Origin of the sequence: Dysgonomonas sp. GY75 (genome assembly GCF_015234155.1) — a bacterium.
GTDB classification, from domain to species: Bacteria; Bacteroidota; Bacteroidia; order Bacteroidales; family Dysgonomonadaceae; genus Dysgonomonas; species Dysgonomonas gadei.
In genome coordinates this window covers 35,306-54,974 of record NZ_JADCLQ010000051.1, presented here as the reverse complement: position 1 = coordinate 54,974, position 19,669 = coordinate 35,306, and the positions used below count along the sequence as shown (strand labels likewise).

Genomic DNA, 19,669 nt, shown 5'->3' with positions numbered 1-19,669 from the left:
AATTTAAATTTTCAGGTACGAAAAGTAATATTTCTGCACTTTTTTAGACAGCAGTTGTATATTCAGCATGTCCGATGCTTCGGATATATCCCTGATAGTGCCGTCATTGTAGAGGATATCTATACTATCGTCAGCTTCATTATACATATTTGTATAAATAACGTCGGACGAATAGAAGAAAGACGCTTCATATTCATTCACTCCGAGCTGCTCGGTATAAACCGCGATATGTTTCTGTATCTGATACTCTGACAGCGGTTCGTTGGTAATTTCTATCTTAAACAGGTTCCTGTTTATCAGAGCTGCGCTAAGCGTGGACAATACTTTGTCTTCGTTCTCTGCCCATACCTTCAATGCGCACCAGATGTCGTTATCGTCCAGACCTGCAAAACGTTTCAACACTTCTTCACGCTTTTTTTCAAAGAATATTTTGTTTACATCATTTTCTAAGAAATACAGGAATGCCGGAGAGGCAAACAGCTTTATCCCCTTATCGCTCAGTTCCTTTGCACGTGTCAGTGTTTTAATCAGCATTTTCTCGGCTGCAACGGCCGTTTTATGAAGATATACCTGCCAGTACATCAGCCGGCGCGACATCAGGAAGTTTTCTATCGAGTAAATACCCTTAGCTTCGACTACAAGGCGGTCATTGCGAAGATCGAGCATCTTGATAATGCGGGCCGATCCTATATTTCCTTCGGTTACACCCGTAAAGAAACTGTCGCGGCGCAGGTAATCGAGACGGTCTACATCCAGTTGCCCGCTCACCAGTTGATGCAGGAATTTCTTCGGATATTCGTTCTTAAATATTGAAATACAAATATCAAGTTCGCCGTTCAGTTCTTCGTTCAGGTTTTCCATCAGCGCAAGGGAAAATTCCTCGTGATGGATACCGTTTGTCAGCGTATATTCCAGTACATGTGAAAAAGGTCCGTGTCCTACATCGTGCAACAGTATGCAGGCTAATGCTCCATTTGCTTCTTCAGCAGTTATTTCATGACCTTTTATTCTCAGGTTGTTTATGGCCTCGTCCATCAGGTACATAGCGCCGATGGAATGGTGTAAACGGGTGTGTTGCGCTCCCGGATACACAAATGAGGCCAACCCCAGTTGCTTGATACGATTGAGCCGCTGCAAAAAAGGGTGTTGTATAAGTCTGTAAAGAAAATTATTCGGGATAGTAATAAAACCGAATACGGGATCATTGATTATTTTCTTCTTATTACTCATCAGTAACAGTGTATTTTAATATTTTAGAGTTCAAAGATACAGAGAATTTAATTAATCGAGGTTTAACAGCAAGTTTCTCTGGGGTAAACACACGAAAATTGGTAACGTTTCAGTTAACTGTATTTTCTCGCAGAGACGCTGAGAGGGAAAGCCTGACTCATAATCTATCGATATATTTACATTTATTAACTATGTCTAGTTAAAACCTGACACTTCTGACAGTTTTTTCATCGTTTTCCTCTTGCCATTTTTGCATCCCTTAACTATACATAGTTAAAAGGTAACAAAGGTAACACATATTTCAGCTTTTAGCTGATAGCTATTAGCCGTTAGCTTTGGCTATCGCTATCGCATAAGTGACTTTACGGTAAGCAGTCATCAGTAAACCAACTTGTAACTGCCCGCAGGGCGAAGTAACTTGTAACTGTTAAAAGGTAACAAAGATTACAGTTTTTGAGGTTTTTGTAGGGGCGGAATATTTTCCGCCCGAAATAAAAAAGATCCGCGGGCGGAAAATTTTCCGCCCCTACAGTTTTCCCAAAAAGTAACAAATGTAACACTTTTTATACCTATTACTTTTACCCTCTCTGTGGCCTGCCCTTTGGGGAGAAACAACGTTCGACGGAACGAAGTGTAGTCAATGGAGGGGCCGATCAACACGTCAAAGAACCATAAGCTAACAGCTCACTACATAGATAAACTTTTTCAAAAAGATTAAATTTAGGATTTGTCCTAAATTTTTTCTAGGTAGAAGCCAGAGGATATCTTTTCGGTCATGGACAAGGTTTGTCCGGATGAGGTATAATAAGTGGTAATATTTTATATTATTTTTTATTGTGTAGATGCAATTACAAAAGAATATAAAAAAATAGAGATATTAAGTAAATAGTTTTTGTGAACTACCGAAAATGTTATCTTTGTAATGAAGATCGAGGACAATTAGATGCGAACAATTATGAAGAAACTACTACTCAGGGTTCAACGAATGCTGGGTCTTAAGAAAACAGATAGAGATACTGTTATAAAGGAATATTTAGAAAAAAAGAGATAATTTCCAAAAGCGTCAAATTCTTTATTAAATTTGTCGCAAAAATATTTTTATGGAAATTTTTGAAACTTTTCTTTTGCCAAGTGCGTGGATAGCTTTGCTCACGTTGGCTTTTCTTGAAATAGTATTAGGTATAGACAATATTGTGTTTTTGTCTATCATATCGTCTAAATTACCACAAAAGGAGCAGCCCAAAGCCCGTACCATAGGCTTATTGTTGGCCATGCTATTTCGTATCCTTTTATTATTTTGTATATCCTGGCTGATGAAGCTTACCAAGCCGATATTCTCATTCGACACGGCATGGTTCGACGGCTCTATTTCGGGGCAGAGCATTATAATCGGAGTAGGAGGGCTCTTTCTACTATATAAAAGTGTAACTGAAATTCATCACAAACTGGAAGGGGAGAGCGGTGCTGCTCATGGGAAGTCAAAATCCGGTTTCATCGGTGTTATTGTACAGATCGTAGCTCTTGATATTGTCTTTTCGTTTGATAGTGTCCTCACTGCGGTTGGATTGGTCAGTTTCAGCGAATTCGGATATGTCGGGGCCATGACTATCATGGTTACCGCGGTTGTTGCGGCTGTTATGATTATGTTACTGTTTTCCGGTCCGGTAAGTAAATTTGTAAACGAACATCCGACAATTCAGATGCTTGGACTTTCATTCCTGATACTTATAGGTGTAATGTTGTTGGTAGAATCGGCACATTTGTCTCAGATTTCAATATTTGGTACAACAGTTGGGGAAATACCGAAAGGCTACATATACTTTGCCATCGCTTTCTCTTTACTTGTCGAATTCCTGAATATGAAGTTAAGGAAGAAGTCGACTCCTGTAAAACTCAAAGATTCGGAACTGATAAAAGAAGAATAGTCTTTAAGCTATAGATTGTTATCATCATTTGCCAATCAGTTTATATACTAACAGACCAATTTACAATAAAAGAACGCCCGGTTCGTTAAATAGGTAATCATTAAAAAAGACCAGACACTTATTCTATGAAGAGATTTATACTTACATCCCTTATCGGCATATTATCAGCCGGATTTACGTTATATGCTCAATCGAAGCAGCTTATCCAAATCAATTCGGTGAAAACGAAAGAGATAGTCGATCTCAAGTATAATAACAAAAAACAACTTACCTATTTTGTAGAAAAGGGTGTTGTTACCTTTCGTGAATTTACGTTCAAATATGATAAAATTACGAACTTGCTCTCAGAGTGTATAATGAATCAGGACAGAGGGGAATTGATTACCAATTCCAGATATACTTACAATGATGGTTATATTACTGAAGAGGTGGCAAGTTCCGGAAAACAGGTAAAGGAGAAAAAAGTAACAGACCACCTGCAAATTCATATAGATCATAAAGGACGGCTTACCAAAACCGTATTTGAAGATGGTAAACCGTGGGAAGAATTTGTATATGACGAAAATAATAATCTGGTTACATACACACAACATGGAGCAACCAACGAAGGAAGTAAGATCACTATCTTTAAATTCAACAATGACAAATCTGCTTTTCTCAATATAGAGAGTATTCCAGCGTGGTTCTGGGCATGGCATGTAAATAGTATGAGATGGTGCGGAGACTTTATCGGTAAAAATAATCCGAGCGGGTTTACGACCGAAGACCCAAGGTATGGTACAGATACTATTGAAGTTACATATGAATACGATACGGATGGGTATCCCGTAAAGCAGTTCTATAACGGAGAATTAGTCCGGGAGATGATATATAAGAATTAAAAAAAAGAATGTAAAAAAGGCGGTTAAATCAGTTCTAATCGCCTTTTTTATATTCCTTATATCATTAAGATTTTACCCAAACAGATAAAGCCCCTCCTTCGACAAGGAAATTGCCGTTACCTTCATCGTCTATTGTTATTTTCTGCTGTACGTTTCCGGTAAGGTCGTACCAAACTTCACCTTTGCGGTTTATGCCCACATTCATTATCTTATCTCCGTCAATACCGTTCGACATCAGAAATACAAGTCCCGATCCGCTGTGATCTTTATCTCCCATGCGCACAAAGCCTACCGTAGAGGGATGGTTGAAATAATCTTTTTGTTCGCCATAAGCATATTTCCTCCGGGCATCCAGTAATAGATCAATGATAGGTTGATGACGCGATTTTTCGCCGTTAGTACCATAATAATCACCATAAAAAATGCAGGGATATCCTTTCTCCATTAGTAGGATGAGGGCGTAAGCCGAAGGTTTGAACCAGTCTTCTATTTCCGATTCCAGAGAGCTACCCAGTTGCGAGTCGTGGTTATCCACAAAAGTGACTGCATAGTCCGGATGATGCAAAACGAGAGTATTGTCCAGTATCCCTTGCAAATCATAATCTTTGCCGAATATCGAAGCCTTATACATATTATAATGCAGAGGTACATCGAACAAATCGGTCGTTTTATTTACAGCGGAAAGATATTTTTCTAACGTCTCCAGATCCCCGTTCCAGTATTCAGCGACCGAATAGAAGTCGTCGCCCCTCTCTGCTCTTACTGTTTCCAGAAATTGTTTAACAAACTTATCTTCCATGTGTTTCACTGCATCGAGACGCATACCATCCAGATTCAATTCGTTGGAAACCCATAGTCCCCAGCGGTTCAGCTCTTTTATCACTTCCGGATGGTCGAGATCCAAATCGTTGCAAAGTAAAAAATCATAATTTCCGTTTTCGTCATCTACCCCTTCACTCCAATATTTGTTTTCTCCGAGTATACGAAAGATTCCGCTTTTTTTCTGAGCATCGTCAAATCCGACACCGGAAAAGTGATACCAGTGCCATTTAAAGTCGGAATATTTATTCCCCCGTCCTTTGAATAAGTAACCTGTCCATGCCTGAATCTCTATTTCGTCGCTTATATCCTTGTTTCTCGCTTTAGGATCTACCTCTTTTACTTTAAATTTCTCGGTATAGTCACCTTCGGCTTTATGATTCATCACAGTATCGAGATATACTGATATTTTATTTTTATGCAACTCACCGATCATTTCTATTAATTCATCTTTTGTACCATATTTCGTTCTTACGGTACTATTCTGGTCAAATTCTCCGAGGTCGAAAAGATCGTATGTTGCATACCCTTCATCCTGCTGTTCGTCTGCCTTATATGCCGGAGGAATCCATACTGCCGTTATACCTGTTTCATGCAGATGTCTTGCATCTTGTTTTAGTTGTTTCCATAAATTTCCGTCATTTGGGAGATTCCACTCAAAGTATTGCATCATTACACCATTTTTCATAACCGGCAATGTTTATTTTTTTGTTTGTGATTTTATGTTTGATTCCCATTTAGGGAATGTCTAACGAAAATTTAAATCCAGCTTTTGGTTTTTCCTAGACTAAAAGTACAAAGAAAACGCTTTTACATTCCTTTTTGTTTAACAAATTACGCATTACCGTGCATACACATGATATGTAATCGATATATGGCAATGTGAGCCAACTGTTGACGTAAAATCTGTACATACAGGACTTCGTTAACGAAAAAAAATAGCCTCAGTTTTTCTGAGGCTATTCATTATAATAAAAGCAGATTATTCATACTCGTTCCATGACTTGATCTCTATCTCATCGACATTCATTTTGCAGAATGCCTGGATGAAAGCAGATGCGAGGCGGGAGTTTGTAAGCAGAGGCACATTGTAGTCGATAGATGCCCTGCGGATTTTATATCCGTTGTCCAACTCATTTGTGGTAAAGTTTTTAGGGATATTCACCACAAGATCTATCTTTTTGTTCTGGATCATTTCCAGTGCACTTGGTTTCTGGTCTTCATTCGGCCAGAATACCTGAGTAGCAGGAACTCCGTTGTCTACAAGGAACTTTTGAGAACCGCCGGTTGCATACAGTTCGTATCCTTTCTGATGTAGCAGGCGTGCGGCTTGCAACAGTTCCACTTTCGATTTGGCTGGTCCGGTAGAGAACAGTACCGTTTTCTTCGGTACACGGTAACCGACCGACAGCATCGACTTGAGCATAGCATCGTAGAAATTGTCTCCGATGCATCCCACCTCTCCGGTAGAAGCCATATCCACACCCAGTACAGGGTCAGCTTTCTGCAAGCGTGAGAATGAGAACTGCGACGCTTTGATGCCTACATAGTCGAGGTCGAAGTCGTTCTTGTTCGGCTTTTCTACATTTTTGCCCAGCATCACCTGAGTAGCAAGATCGATAAAGTTTATCTTCAGTACTTTAGATACAAACGGGAAAGAGCGGGATGCCCGCAGATTGCATTCGATTACTTTTATGTCGTTATCTTTTGCAAGGAACTGCATATTGAAAGGTCCCGAAATCTGTAACTCTTCGGCCACTTTCCGTGCTACTTTCTTTATCCGTCTTACAGTCTCGATATATAAGCGTTGAGCAGGGAACTGTATGGTCGCATCCCCCGAGTGTACTCCGGCAAATTCGACATGTTCCGAGATGGCATACATCACTATCTCGCCTTTGTTGGCCACAGCATCTATCTCTATTTCTTTTGCATTCTCGATAAACTCGCTGACTACCACAGGGTGTTTTTTTGAGACTTCAGCAGCCAGTCCGAGAAAGTTTTCAAGCTCCTGATCATTAGAGCAGACATTCATCGCAGCACCCGAGAGTACATAAGACGGCCGGATGAGTACCGGGTAGCCTACCTCGGCTACAAAGCCTTTGATATCATCGAGCGAACTCAATTCTTTCCATCGTGGCTGATCTACTCCGATGCGGTCGAGCATGCTGGAGAACTTGTGGCGGTCTTCGGCATTGTCGATGCTTTTGGCAGTTGTGCCGAGTATGTTTACTTTTGCCGCATCTAGTCGCATAGCCAGATTGTTTGGTATTTGTCCGCCTACCGAAAGGATTACCCCGTGCGGGTTTTCCAGTTCTATAATATCCATCACGCGCTCGTAAGTCAACTCGTCAAAGTAGAGGCGGTCGCACATGTCGTAGTCGGTAGATACTGTTTCGGGATTGTAGTTTATCATTACAGAGCGATACCCCTCCTTACGGATGGTTTGCAGGGCATTAACCGAACACCAGTCGAACTCTACGGACGATCCGATGCGATATGCTCCCGATCCGAGAACGATCACCGATCGGTGGTCGCCCAGATACTTCACATCGTTGGCCTTACCGTTGTATGTGATGTAGAGATAGTTGGTCTGAGCCGGATATTCGGCGGCAAGCGTATCTATCTGTTTCACACATGGTACGATTCCGTTTTCCTTGCGGATGCGGCGTACTTCGTATGATATATTTTCTACAAGGCTTGGTTCTTTGCATACGATCTTCGCTATCTGGAAGTCGGAGAATCCCATTTGTTTGGCAGAGCGAAGCAGGTCGAGTGGGAGAGACTGTATATCGTCGAATTTTTCCAGTTCCTTAGAGCATTTGAAGATATATTGCAGTTTCTGTAAGAACCAAAGGTCTATTTTGGTGAGGTCGTGTATCTGCTCTATGGTGTATCCTCTTTTCAGGGCTTCTTCTATGCAGAAGATTCTTTTGTCTGTAGGATTTTTCAGGGCATCATCCAGATTGTCGATTTCCAGAGGTTTGTTGGCCGCGAATCCGTGCATGCCGATGTTAATCATACGAAGTCCTTTTTGTATGGCTTCTTCGAATGTACGGCCGATAGCCATAATTTCACCGACAGATTTCATACTTGAGCCTATCTCTTTCGATACGCCGTGAAATTTACCCAAGTCCCAGCGAGGGATTTTTACCACCACATAGTCTAGCGCAGGTTCGAAGAAAGCGCAGGTAGATTTGGTTACTGAGTTTTTCAGTTCGAACAGTCCGTAACCTAGTCCCAGCTTGGCAGCTACAAAAGCCAGCGGGTAACCTGTTGCCTTGGATGCCAGTGCCGATGAACGGCTCAGACGAGCGTTAACCTCGATCACACGGTAGTCTTCCGATTCGGGATCGAAGGCATATTGTACGTTACATTCGCCCACGATACCTATATGTTTCACAATGCGGATTGAAAGTTCACGCAGTTTATGATATTCGGAATTAGTCAGCGTTTGCGATGGAGCTACTACGATACTTTCACCGGTATGGATGCCGAGCGGGTCGAAGTTTTCCATGTTACACACTGTCATGCAATTGTCATACTTGTCGCGGACAACTTCGTATTCGACTTCTTTCCAGCCTTTCAGTGATTTTTCTACCAGAAGTTGTGATGAATAAGCCAGCGCTTTTTCGGCCAGCACCCGCAGTTCCTGCTCATTATCGCAGAATCCCGAGCCCAGTCCGCCAAGCGCGTATGCGGCGCGTACGATGATAGGGTAACCTAATTCCGCCGCTGCTGTCACTGCGTCTTCTATTGAGCCTACAGCATGGCTTTTGATAGTCTTTACATCTATCTGGTCTAGTTTCTTGACGAAGAGGTCTCGGTCTTCGGTATCCATAATGGCTTGTACGGGTGTTCCCAGTACACGGACATTATATTTTTCCAGAATACCGCTTTCGTAGAGTTGTACACCGCAGTTGAGTGCGGTTTGTCCACCGAAAGCAAGAAGTATACCTTCCGGCTTTTCTTTTTGGATAACCTTTTCTACGAAGTATGGGGTGATAGGTAAGAAGTATATCTTATCGGCACTGCCTTCCGAGGTTTGTACCGTTGCAATATTGGGGTTGATAAGTACAGTTTCTATGCCTTCTTCTTTCAGGGCTTTCAGGGCTTGCGAACCTGAGTAGTCAAACTCTCCCGCTTCACCGATTTTGAGTGCTCCCGAACCAAGGACTAATACTTTTTTTACGTCTATATCCATTTTGTTTTAGTTACGAGTTACAAGTAATTTAGTGTAAAAGAATTCTAGTTTACTAGTATTTTCATTGCTAACTGTTAACTGATGACTGTTAACTGATTTATAATTTTTCTACAAACATATCGAACAAGAATGACGTATCTGTCGGACCACTGGCAGCCTCAGGGTGAAACTGGGCGGAAAAGAACGGTTTAGTCTTGTGTTTGATACCTTCGTTTGTTCCGTCATTCAGATTGATGAACAATGGTTCCCAATCCGATCCCAGAGAGGCATTTGCTACTGCAAAACCGTGATTTTGCGATGTAATGAAGCATTTGGTAGAGTCTACCATTTTCACAGGTTGGTTGTGGCTGCGATGTCCGTATTTCAGTTTGTAGATGGTTGCGCCTCCGGCTTTTGATAGTAGCTGGTTGCCCATACATATACCGCAAATAGGTTTGTTACCTTCCATCGCTTTTCGGATATTCTTAACAGTCTCTTCACAGAAATCGGGGTTTCCCGGTCCATTGGAGATGAAGAGGCCATCCCATTCCAGCTGGTTGAAGTCGTAGTCCCACGGCACGCGTATAAGTGTTACATCGCGTTTCACAAGGCAGCGGATTATATTGTGTTTTACTCCGCAATCTACCAGTACTACTTTCTTCTTGCCGTTGCCGTATGTAATCACTTCTTTACAACTGGCTATGGCTACCTGATTTTCGATGTTCGGATCGTAGAAGTCTATTTCGTCAACTCCGCTGAATACGATTTTACCTTTCATCGATCCTTTTTCGCGTAATATCTTCGTCAGTTCGCGTGTGTCTATACCGTAAATTCCCGGTACATCATTTTCTTTGAGCCATTCACCAAGGCTTTTTTTAGCATTCCAGTGAGAGTATTCGTGTGAATAATCTGAAATGATGAGTCCGTTCACTTGTATTTTTTCCGATTCGTAGAAGTCGGAAATACCATTTGTGAAAGTGTTGTCAGGAACCCCGTAGTTTCCTACAAGCGGGAAGGTGACAACAAGTATCTGTCCCAGATAAGAAGGGTCGGTAAGGCTTTCCGGATAACCTACCATAGCTGTATTGAATACAACTTCTCCGGCACTGGCTTTTTCCGAGCCGAAAGACCGTCCTTCGAAAACTGTTCCGTCGTCAAGAATTAGTTGAACTGGTTTGTCTGAATACATCTTTTTGTTTAGAATATAATTGTGACTAATAACTGATTTATAAGATAAAAAAAAAGGAACGTGATATTTGGTATATCTGTTCCTTTAGCTTGTATAATAATGTTGTATCTTTTTCTTTTTCATTTTTTCAAATATCCGATAAAACTCATGTGAATATCTGAAGCACAAAGATAGCAATAAATTATAATATCCTTCCGATTGATTGATATTATTTTGATTATATATACATTTTTTTCAAAAATGTTTTTTAATGAACTCGTCTAGACTTTTTCTTTTCATATCTTTTTGTCATGCTGACGATAGGAAGCATCTCATTTCTCAAGAGATTTTTCACTCTGTTCAAAATGACAAAGAGGGTATTTGTTTCATAATGTTACCAGATTCAAAAAGTCTAGACGACCTCAATAACATATTTAAACGTTCAATTTGCAACACAAGCAATTCTGAAAATTACACAGAATAGAAAAAAAGATTTATATTTACATAATAAAAAAACACACTTTACTATCGGATTGACTTTATGAAGAAAGTTTTTGTCAGCGGGTGTTATGATATGCTTCACAGTGGGCATGTCGCGTTTTTCGAAGAGGCTGCCACATATGGAGATCTATATGTAGGTATAGGTTCGGATCAGACTGTGAATGAGCTTAAAGCTCGAAAAACCGTCAATAATGAACAGGAACGTCTGTATATGGTGAGTTCCCTCAAATCAGTAAAAGAGGCATGGATAAATCGTGGTTCAGGACTTATTGATTTTTTGGAAGAGATCAAACAACTAAAACCGGATATATTTTTTGTCAATAGTGACGGACATAGTTCCCTGAAGGAGCAGTTGTGTAAAGAATTGGGTATAGAATATGTTGTAAGTAAACGTGTTCCTCATGAAAATTTACCGGTTCGTTCTACCACGGCTCTACGCGAAGAGTGCCGTATTCCGTACCGTATCGATCTGGCAGGCGGCTGGCTGGATCAACCAAATGTAAGCAGCCTTTATCCGGGGCCTGTGCTGACTATATCCATAGAGCCTGATTACGAATTCAATGATCGCAGTGGTATGTCTACCAGTTCGCGGAATAAAGCCATCGAACTTTGGCAAGTGGACATCCCGCCGGGTAACAGGGAAAAATTAGCATTAACTCTTTTCTGCTTTGAGAATCCTCCCGGTACAAAGTATGTAAGCGGATCGCAGGATTCGTTGGGGATTGTTATGCCGGGGCTCAATAAATTATACTATACGGGAGATTTCTGGCCGTCGGAAATAGAAAGTGTATTGGATAACGAAATTCTTAGCTGGCTCGAAAAACATTTGTGGCTGGTGCCATTATATCCTCGTCATGACAATTATGATGTGTTGTCTGAGACTAATATAACAATTGAAAATGCAAAGAAACTAAGTGCTGCAGCTCTCTCGGCATGGGATGCAATAAGAGGAAAGGATATTCAGAAATTAGGAAAGGCTGTAAAAGACAGCTTCGATGCCCAGATACTTATGTATCCGCATATGGTAAACAGTGATATATTCAAGGTATTGGATAAGTATAAAGATAAGGCGTTAGGCTGGAAACTTAGTGGTGCAGGAGGTGGAGGTTATCTAACATTCGTTAGCGAAATGCCGATAGAGAATGCGATTCAGATACGTATACGCCGTGGGGATAATTTTTAACAGGATATAATTTGGGAAAATAAGGCAAGATAATATCAAACTTTATATAAGGCTTATATATTTTGTTCTCTGTAAAAACTAATGTGTGAGAAAAAAAGGTATAAAAGCAATAAAAAAAGGGAGTGTCCGGCTCCCTTTCGCATTATCATATGTTTGTCTTCTTTTTGATCCTTTCCGTTTTCCTTGATCTGCAAATAAAACAATGGAATTTGTTTTTTGTTTTTAGAGTTGGTTAGAAGTTTGCAATAATTAAGTATATTTATAAGACAGTCTCAGGAATCATTATTTTCTATATTATGCTTTTCTCTATATGCCCTTGGGGGCATGCCGTAACGTTGAGAGAATAGTTTATAAAAACTTCCTCTGTTATTGAATCCCGACTGATAAATGACTTCATCGACAGAAATATTTGTCTTGATCAGTAAGCCTTCTGCTATCTTCAATTTATAATCCCTTATCAGACTTCCCGGGCCATTCTTATATACGACGTCTATTTTTCTGTATAGTTGGCGTACACTTACATTGAGCAGAGATGCCAGTTCCTCGGTTGAAAATGCAGGATTTTTGATGTTCTCATCTATGACTTGCAGCGTCCGTTCATAGAACTCTTTATCTTCGCGGTGTAGAATTTGCCCTTCTTCGATTTCGAAAGCACTTAATGCTGAATTATAATATTCTTTTGTTTCTTCTTCCCTTTTTAACAGGCGGCTGACAGCTTTCTTCAGGTATTGGACATCGAACGGCTTTGAGATATACATATCTACCCCTGCATCAAGCCCTTCAAGCTGGTCTTCTGTATAATTTTTGCCCGATAAAATAATAACCGGAATATGGGAAGTCACCCGGGATTCTTTTAGCATGCGTACAAGGTCGAAACCACTCCGTCTGGGCATCATTACATCAGATATAAGAAGATTTATCTTTGTTTTGGATAATATTTCCTCTATTGTATCCGGATCGTTTACCGGGATCACATTATACTGGTCTTTCAGTATTTCGCATACAAACCATAGTATCTCGATTTCATCGTCCACAACAAGAATTGTCGGACGTGATTTTACAATATTGAATTCTGGTAGTATAATTTGTTTTTTCTCCGGTATTTGCATCGGAATACCGGATGCAATTCTGGAAGATTCAAGAGCTTTGTTGGTAAGTTCATGCATAGGGAGTTCGACCGTAAAACATGTGATCTGTCCGGGGGTACTTTTTACCTGCATATCTCCACCAAGTAGTTTTACTGTACTGTGGCAGATAGAAAGTCCTAATCCGTTGCGAGAAAACAGGCGGCTGTTATGCCTGCTTTCAAGGTTATCCAACACCCGGTAACGGTCGAAAACAAAGGGCAAGTCTTCCGGGCTGAAACCTTTTCCCGTATTGGATACGGAAGTGACAAGCTTTTGATCTTTGACGAAAATATCGACATTGATATTACCACTATCCGGAGTATACTTGAAAGCATTTGAAACCAGGTTTGTCAATATTTTTGAATAGCATCCCGGATCGGTTTGCCATATGAGCTTCTTTTCTATATTCACACTGTAATCTGTTTGCTTACTATCAGATAGTAGCCTGAACGAAGATAATATATTTCCCGCAAACTCTTCTATTTCAACTTTCTCTATAACCACCTGAGTGTGACCGGTATCTATCCTGCGGAATTCAATAAGCTCCTGTATCAGGCCGTTCAACCTTTCCGCATTGCGGTGTATTAAGGTTGCATAATCGTATACAGGAGATGACTTGTCAACAGAAGAAAGTATGTGGTCGCAAGGGCCGTAAATAAGAGTCAGAGGGGTACTGAATTCGTGGGTTATATTGGTAAAGAAGCGTAATTTCGATTCATAGATTTCTTCCGTTTTCTTTTGTTCCATTTTTTCGAACACCCGGTGTTCTTTGCGTTTTACTTTGCGCCTGTATGATAATATGAAGAATAAGGCTACGGAACCTGTTATTATCGCATAGATAATGTAGGCCACAGTAGTCATATACCATGGCGGAAGAATCCGTATATATTGTGTGTAGACAGGTTGATTCTCAAAAATATTGTTGGCTGAGAAGCGTACTTTCAACAGGTATTCTCCGGGAGCCATATTCGTAAACGTAACACTGTTCGAAGTCCCGTTATCAATCCATTTGCCACTATGTCCACTCAGCAAATACTGGTAAGTATACTTGTGTCCGTTGACATAATCCGGTGCAACAAATGACACGGTAAAGAAATTCTGATTGTGTGGCAGTTCCAGTATATCTTTTTGATCTCTTGTTTTAATATAGTCTGCTATCTCTACCTCTTTTCCGTATATACTGAGGCTGTTAAAGTAGAAGTTAGGTGTGAAAACAGGTGTTTGTGTCTGGTTGCTGCGGATGGAAACAAATCCGTCGATACCCCCAAAAAACATTATCTGTTTGCGAGGGCATATATAATAGGCATTATCACTGAACTCCTGCACAGACAGATTATTGGGGTTGCTATAATTCGTGAATACTTTTGTCCGGGGATCGAATCTAGCGAGTCCCTTATTCGTACTCAGCCAGAGATAACCCTGCGGATCTTCCACGATTCCATGTATGGTGTTATTCGGAAGCCCCCATTCAGTATTATAATTAATGTATTCCAGTTTGTCCTTTCCCACTTTTGTTATCCGGCAAAGACCAAAACTAGTGCCCAGCCACAATGTTTTATGGCTATCGCGGTATATTACAAGTATATCATTAACCAACTGATTTTCACCATTGGTTAGTTTATAGAACGTTTTTTCTTCCGTTTTTAGGTTAAATCTGACCAGGCCTTCGCCTCTGCTCCCGATCCATAAAATAGAATCATTTTCTATCTCGGTATCATAAATTACATTTTCTGTTTGGAAAAATCTGAAATGATCCATTTTCTCTATCCGGGGAACACCGTTTGTAAATGCCAGTTTTATGCGGTGTAGTCCGTCTCCGGAAGTCGTTACCCACAGGGTATTTGCGTTTTGCTCGGTTGCCGAACAGAGAAAATATAATGGTTTGCTTCCGGGGGGCTGTGATAGGGTGTGTATTCGTTTGTCGGAATAAGAATAATAATTGATACCCGGCCCGCCGCTTATGATCCATAGTAAGTTATGCCTGCTTTCGACAAGGTTGAAAATGGAATTATTGGCAAGAGCAGAGTTCTGTATGTGAAAATGATTCACTTTTTTATCGGGAAGTGGTTCATCCGGATTATAATCGGGAAAACAAAAAAGTCCGTCACCTTTTGTCCCTATCCATAAATTATTATCAGCATCCAGTGTTACAGACCGTACCGGAACTTTTGCCTGAGGATAGAACTCGTATAACATCGAAGAGCGTATCGTGTAATCTTCTTCCGAATATATATATACTCCGTAACCATCGGTACCTATCAGGACAATTTGCTGTACCGGATCATAGGCCATATTAAAAATACCATAGTTGAGTGTAGTACGTTCTATATATGGTTTGTTTCCGGAATGAGGATCGCGCCTTATTACTTTAAGCCCATCATTAATGAAAGCAATAAAGATGTCATCACCTGCTATCAGGGCATCTCTCATGCTCTCTTTGGGTGGGATTTCCGCACCAATATTCATTACAAATTCTTTGATACCTGTGTTGATGTCAAGGGTATATAGATCGAACCGGGCATCTACAAAAACGACGCTCGTACCTTTTTCGAAAGCCCATCTGACAGCGGCATCATGTTCGTAATCCATCAAACGGTAGGTTCCGGTTATGATCCCGTTTTCCTTTATTATTTTATAGCGCATTATCTGTCCCATAGAACCAAATACCCAGATGATATTATCCTTACAGATAGAAAAGCATTGTGTCCTGTAGGGTATTACTCCCGGGGTATGTATCTTGTGAAACCGGCCATCGGATTTGTTATATACAGCAATCGAATCATTTTCGGAAAGGACAAAAAAAGTCCCGTCCGGGCTTTTTGCCTGCCAATATATAGTTCTCATATCGGGATGATTCTCGAATGTGCCTGATTTGGAATTGAACAGGCATAATCCCTGATTTGTCTTTAGCCAAAGCATGCCGGGATCGGTTTCTGTGATGTGCCTTATTACATTTCCCGGTAAGGAATTGTTGTGGCTTGTTGGCAGGTAATTTTTAACCGAAGAGCCGTCGTAACGATTGAGCCCGTCATAAGTAGCAAACCACATAAATCCGTAACTATCCATTGTTACAAATCTCACAGCACTCGATGAAAGTCCATAGCGGGAAGATATATGCTGAATGTTATATGCATATACGTTAATATTCGTACAAATGGCAAGTATTGCGATTATTATCAGGGCCGAAATTTTTTTCATATCAAGTAATAGATATACTAAATAAGGTTTTTACAAATATAGCTTATTAAGACAAGCTTTACCTAATTCTTCCCTCAGTATTATGTCAAGGCATATGCGTATATCTGCCATTTTAGTCCGTTTTTCTGCCATGCATCTTTGCTGACAATTATTACAGAAATGCGGACAAAGGGATACCATAGCTTCCTTAATTTTGTTCAAATTAACGTTTAATCTAATTCGCACTCAAAAACCATTGAAAAGAAGAATTTATTATTATGAAAAACCATTATTATTTATGAAAAAGAACAAACTAAGAAACAAACTTAGACAGTTTATGTCATTAAGTATGGCTATCGCTTTATTTCTGACAGTAAATGTGGTGACTGCACAAAACGGTCAGCAGGCAAAAGTGACTATTTCCGGTACTGTTACTGCTAGTGGTGAACCTGTAATAGGCGCTGTAGTGGCGGTAAAAGGAACAACTACGGGAACAATAACCAGTGACAAGGGAGAATATACGATCAATGCGACTGGCAATGATATACTGGTATTCTCATCTATCGGCTATATTTCGCAGGAAATCCCCGTAGGACGGCAAACGAGAATCGATGTTGTTCTCGAAGACAATGTTATCAATCTGGAAAGCGTAGTAGTTGTAGGCTATGGTACACGTAAGCGCTCCGATCTCACAGGAGCGGTTAATGTTATGGGTGAGCAAACTATCCGGGCTACTCCTGCCGCAAATATCGCGATGGCTCTGCAAGGGGCGGGGGCCGGTGTGAACATACAGCGTAGCGGCGGTTCCACACATCCGGGACATACTCCCGAAATCCGTATCCGGGGAACCCGGTCGATAGCAGCCGGTAACGACCCTCTTTTGGTTGTGGATGGTATTCCTTACGAACTAAGTATGATGAACAATATCGCGCCCGAGGATATTACCTCGGTTACAGTGCTTAAGGACGCATCATCGACAGCGATTTATGGCTCGCGTGGAGCCAATGGGGTTATACTCATCTCTACTAAGCGTGGTGCTGAGGGTACCAAGGCCGTTGTGAACTATAATGGATATATCGGTTTCAGTAAACCGTTGGGTTTCTATGATGTTATGAAATCTGAAGACTATATGAAGTTGCGCAAATGGTCTATGTATAACCGTTATAAAAATGCGGAGAATTATACGGGTATTGACGATCCCAAAGTACTGCAAAAAGTATTTGAAGGAGGCCTCGATGGAGAAATAGAAGGTTATGAGAGGGGAGTAGATACCGACTGGCAAAGGGAACTGTATGACCAGAACCCTTTGATGACCAATCATCAGATCAGCTTATCGGGCGGAACAAAGAATACACAGTATGCCGCATCGCTGGGATACTATAAATCGACGGGTGTATATGACCTGCAATCAATGGAGCGCACAACCCTCAAATTGTCTATAGATCATACAATAAACAAATACCTGAAATTTGGACTGAATACATTGAATACCTATTATATCAGCAGGGGGGAAAGCCTGAATCCGATGGGTGACGCCCTTAGTCTCAGTCCGTTGTTGTCGCCATACATGGATGATGGTACAATCAGGGAAAAAGTGCATCCGAACGACCTTATGAGCAATCCTTTAATGGACCTTCGCAAAGATGCGATTCAGGATGATCGCAAAAGGCTGTCAACATTTACAACAGGTTATCTGGAGGTGGATTTCACACATGGATTCAAATACAGGCTCAATGCCGGAGTACAACTTTCTTCTACCACGCTGCAACGTTACTATCAGAAAGGGACAAGCAAGCGCCGCCAGTCATCTAACTACGGGTATAACGAATCCAATTCTCTGACCGATTATACTATTGAGAACCTGTTAACTTATGACAGGAAGTTCGATAAGCACAATCTCAATCTTACGGCCATGTTTAGTGCCGAAGAAAGAGAAGCTCAGGAATTCGATCTGGACTACGAAAACGTACCGACCAATCAGGTGGGATACTACAATCCGGGTACGGCTGAGAATCATAAGGGAAACGGAGATTATAATAAATGGAGTATGCTCTCTTATATGGGGCGTATCAATTACGACTACGACTCCCGTTATTACCTTACGGCAACGCTTCGTACCGATGGTTCATCACGTTTGGCTAAAGGGAATAAATGGCATTATTTTCCGTCTGCCGCTTTGGCATGGAATATTGGCAATGAAAAGTTTATGAGCGGGACTTCTCACATATTGTCACAGCTGAAACTGAGGCTAAGTTATGGAGAAGTAGGTAACACCAATGTGAGTCCTTACGATACTATGGGTGACATGACCAGCAACAAGTATATCTTCGGGTCACAGGGTGTACTTGGATACTATCCCACTGCTGCCTCGAACAGCGAACTGAAGTGGGAGCGTACCGCCAGTTACAATGCTGGTATAGATTTAGGCTTTCTTAATAACCGATTTTCGGGATCAATTGAGGTTTATAAACAATTCTCCAACAACCTGATGATGAAATTTACCCCTCCGGCGACAAGCGGAGTAAGCACGCAAATCCCTTACAATGTGGGTAAAACGGAAAATGTCGGGTTTGAATTCGCAGCCCGGGTACATGTTTTCGACGGTGATGGTAAAAATAAATTCCAATGGACTTCCGATTTCAACATTTATTTCAACAGAAATAAGGTTGTTCAACTTACCGAAGGTGTAGACAAGCTGATTTCAGACAACCTTTTTGTCGGTCATCCCTTAGGGTCTTTCTACGAATATGTAGGGCTCGGTATCTGGCAGGATACTCCTGAGGACAGGGCGCTTGCAGAAAGTTACGGGTTGAAGACTTCCGGCGACGACTCGGTGATAGGAACTATTAAAGTCGCGGATATCAGTGGCCCTGACGGTGTTCCGGATAATGTAATCAATGATTTTGACCGCAAAATAGTAGGTAGTCATCAGGCAAACTTCGAAGGAGGATGGACAAATAGTCTGGCATATAAGAACTTCGATTTCACTGTGGTTATGAATTTCCGTCAGGGTGGCATGCTTAGGTCTGAACTTTATGGTGGAGGACAAAACTCTCTGATGGGAGGTTATTACAACAACCTGAATGTAGATTACTGGACTCCTGAAAATACAGGCGCCCGCTGGCCGGCTCCGAATAATAAAGTGCAGAGTATACCTTACAAAGGTACGCTTACACTGTTTGACGCCTCTTATCTCAAGATACGGACGCTTACTTTGGGATATTCCTTACCGGATAAACTTCTTAAGACAGTAGGGGTGAGCAAGGCCCGTGTTTATTCCACAGCGACAAATCCATTTACATTCTTTTCCGAATATGTAAACAAATATAAAGGGCTTGATCCGGAAACCAACCGGGTGATGGGTACTGTAATACCTCCATCATGGCAAATGTTATTCGGTATTAATATAACCTTTTAAGGTCGCAGACCTTTTTATTACATGGGTGAGTAAATAAAATAAGATTACTATAACTCAAAA

Annotated in this window: 9 protein-coding genes; 4 read left to right on the top strand and 5 right to left on the bottom strand. The window is 41.0% G+C overall.

Translation table 11 applies throughout. The features are described 5' to 3' along the window. Window positions 1–3 precede the first annotated feature (3 nt). Window positions 4–1,230, bottom strand: coding sequence for an HD domain-containing protein (locus IR083_RS19265; RefSeq protein ID WP_194225522.1), 1,227 nt, complete (start codon window positions 1,228–1,230; stop codon window positions 4–6). A gap of 1,100 nt (window positions 1,231–2,330) precedes the next feature. Between IR083_RS19265 and IR083_RS19260 the strand changes: the two genes are divergently transcribed. Both IR083_RS19260 and IR083_RS19255 read left to right on the top strand, forming a co-directional pair. Next, the gene (locus IR083_RS19260; protein ID WP_194225521.1) at window positions 2,331–3,155 is read left to right on the top strand and encodes a TerC family protein; all 825 of its coding nucleotides are present in this window, start codon (window positions 2,331–2,333) and stop codon (window positions 3,153–3,155) included. A gap of 125 nt (window positions 3,156–3,280) precedes the next feature. Next, window positions 3,281–4,036 (top strand): hypothetical protein, encoded by a 756-nt coding sequence (locus IR083_RS19255; RefSeq protein WP_194225520.1) that lies wholly within the window; start codon window positions 3,281–3,283, stop codon window positions 4,034–4,036. Window positions 4,037–4,100: 64 nt separating this feature from the next. Here IR083_RS19255 and IR083_RS19250 read toward each other — a convergent pair whose 3' ends face one another. From IR083_RS19250 to carA, 3 genes are all read right to left on the bottom strand, one after another. Continuing rightward, the gene (locus tag IR083_RS19250) at window positions 4,101–5,543 is read right to left on the bottom strand and encodes an alpha-amylase (RefSeq protein ID WP_194225519.1); all 1,443 of its coding nucleotides are present in this window, start codon (window positions 5,541–5,543) and stop codon (window positions 4,101–4,103) included. 294 nt (window positions 5,544–5,837) lie between these two features. Next, on the bottom strand, window positions 5,838–9,056 hold the full coding sequence (gene carB, locus IR083_RS19245; protein ID WP_194225518.1) for a carbamoyl-phosphate synthase (glutamine-hydrolyzing) large subunit: 3,219 nt from the start codon (window positions 9,054–9,056) through the stop codon (window positions 5,838–5,840). 97 nt (window positions 9,057–9,153) lie between these two features. Then, a complete protein-coding gene (gene carA, locus IR083_RS19240) occupies window positions 9,154–10,224 on the bottom strand; it encodes a glutamine-hydrolyzing carbamoyl-phosphate synthase small subunit (RefSeq protein ID WP_006798257.1) in 1,071 nt (356 codons plus the stop codon). Between the two features lie 520 nt (window positions 10,225–10,744). On the opposite strand from carA, the gene IR083_RS19235 reads away from it, so the two are divergent. Continuing rightward, window positions 10,745–11,887 (top strand): adenylyltransferase/cytidyltransferase family protein, encoded by a 1,143-nt coding sequence (locus IR083_RS19235; RefSeq protein WP_194225517.1) that lies wholly within the window; start codon window positions 10,745–10,747, stop codon window positions 11,885–11,887. A gap of 272 nt (window positions 11,888–12,159) precedes the next feature. Here IR083_RS19235 and IR083_RS19230 read toward each other — a convergent pair whose 3' ends face one another. Further along, window positions 12,160–16,212, bottom strand: a complete 4,053-nt coding sequence (locus IR083_RS19230) for a hybrid sensor histidine kinase/response regulator transcription factor (RefSeq protein ID WP_194225516.1) — start codon at window positions 16,210–16,212, stop codon at window positions 12,160–12,162. Window positions 16,213–16,489: 277 nt separating this feature from the next. Here IR083_RS19230 and IR083_RS19225 point away from each other — a divergent pair, with 277 nt between their 5' ends. Then, window positions 16,490–19,609 carry a SusC/RagA family TonB-linked outer membrane protein gene (locus IR083_RS19225; RefSeq protein WP_194225515.1) on the top strand — a complete coding sequence of 1,040 codons (3,120 nt, stop codon included), beginning with the start codon at window positions 16,490–16,492 and terminating at the stop codon, window positions 19,607–19,609. Window positions 19,610–19,669: the final 60 nt, after the last annotated feature.

Excerpts from the sequence above, each read along its gene's own strand:
- IR083_RS19265 (WP_194225522.1), bottom strand. The coding sequence starts at position 1,230 with ATGAGTAATAAGAAGAAAATAATCAATGATCCCGTATTCGGTTTTATT.
- IR083_RS19225 (WP_194225515.1), top strand. The coding sequence starts at position 16,490 with ATGAAAAAGAACAAACTAAGAAACAAACTTAGACAGTTTATGTCATTA.
- IR083_RS19260 (WP_194225521.1), top strand. The coding sequence starts at position 2,331 with ATGGAAATTTTTGAAACTTTTCTTTTGCCAAGTGCGTGGATAGCTTTG.
- carA (WP_006798257.1), bottom strand. The coding sequence starts at position 10,224 with ATGTATTCAGACAAACCAGTTCAACTAATTCTTGACGACGGAACAGTT.
- IR083_RS19235 (WP_194225517.1), top strand. The coding sequence starts at position 10,745 with ATGAAGAAAGTTTTTGTCAGCGGGTGTTATGATATGCTTCACAGTGGG.
- carB (WP_194225518.1), bottom strand. The coding sequence starts at position 9,056 with ATGGATATAGACGTAAAAAAAGTATTAGTCCTTGGTTCGGGAGCACTC.
- IR083_RS19255 (WP_194225520.1), top strand. The coding sequence starts at position 3,281 with ATGAAGAGATTTATACTTACATCCCTTATCGGCATATTATCAGCCGGA.
- IR083_RS19250 (WP_194225519.1), bottom strand. The coding sequence starts at position 5,543 with ATGAAAAATGGTGTAATGATGCAATACTTTGAGTGGAATCTCCCAAAT.
- IR083_RS19230 (WP_194225516.1), bottom strand. The coding sequence starts at position 16,212 with ATGAAAAAAATTTCGGCCCTGATAATAATCGCAATACTTGCCATTTGT.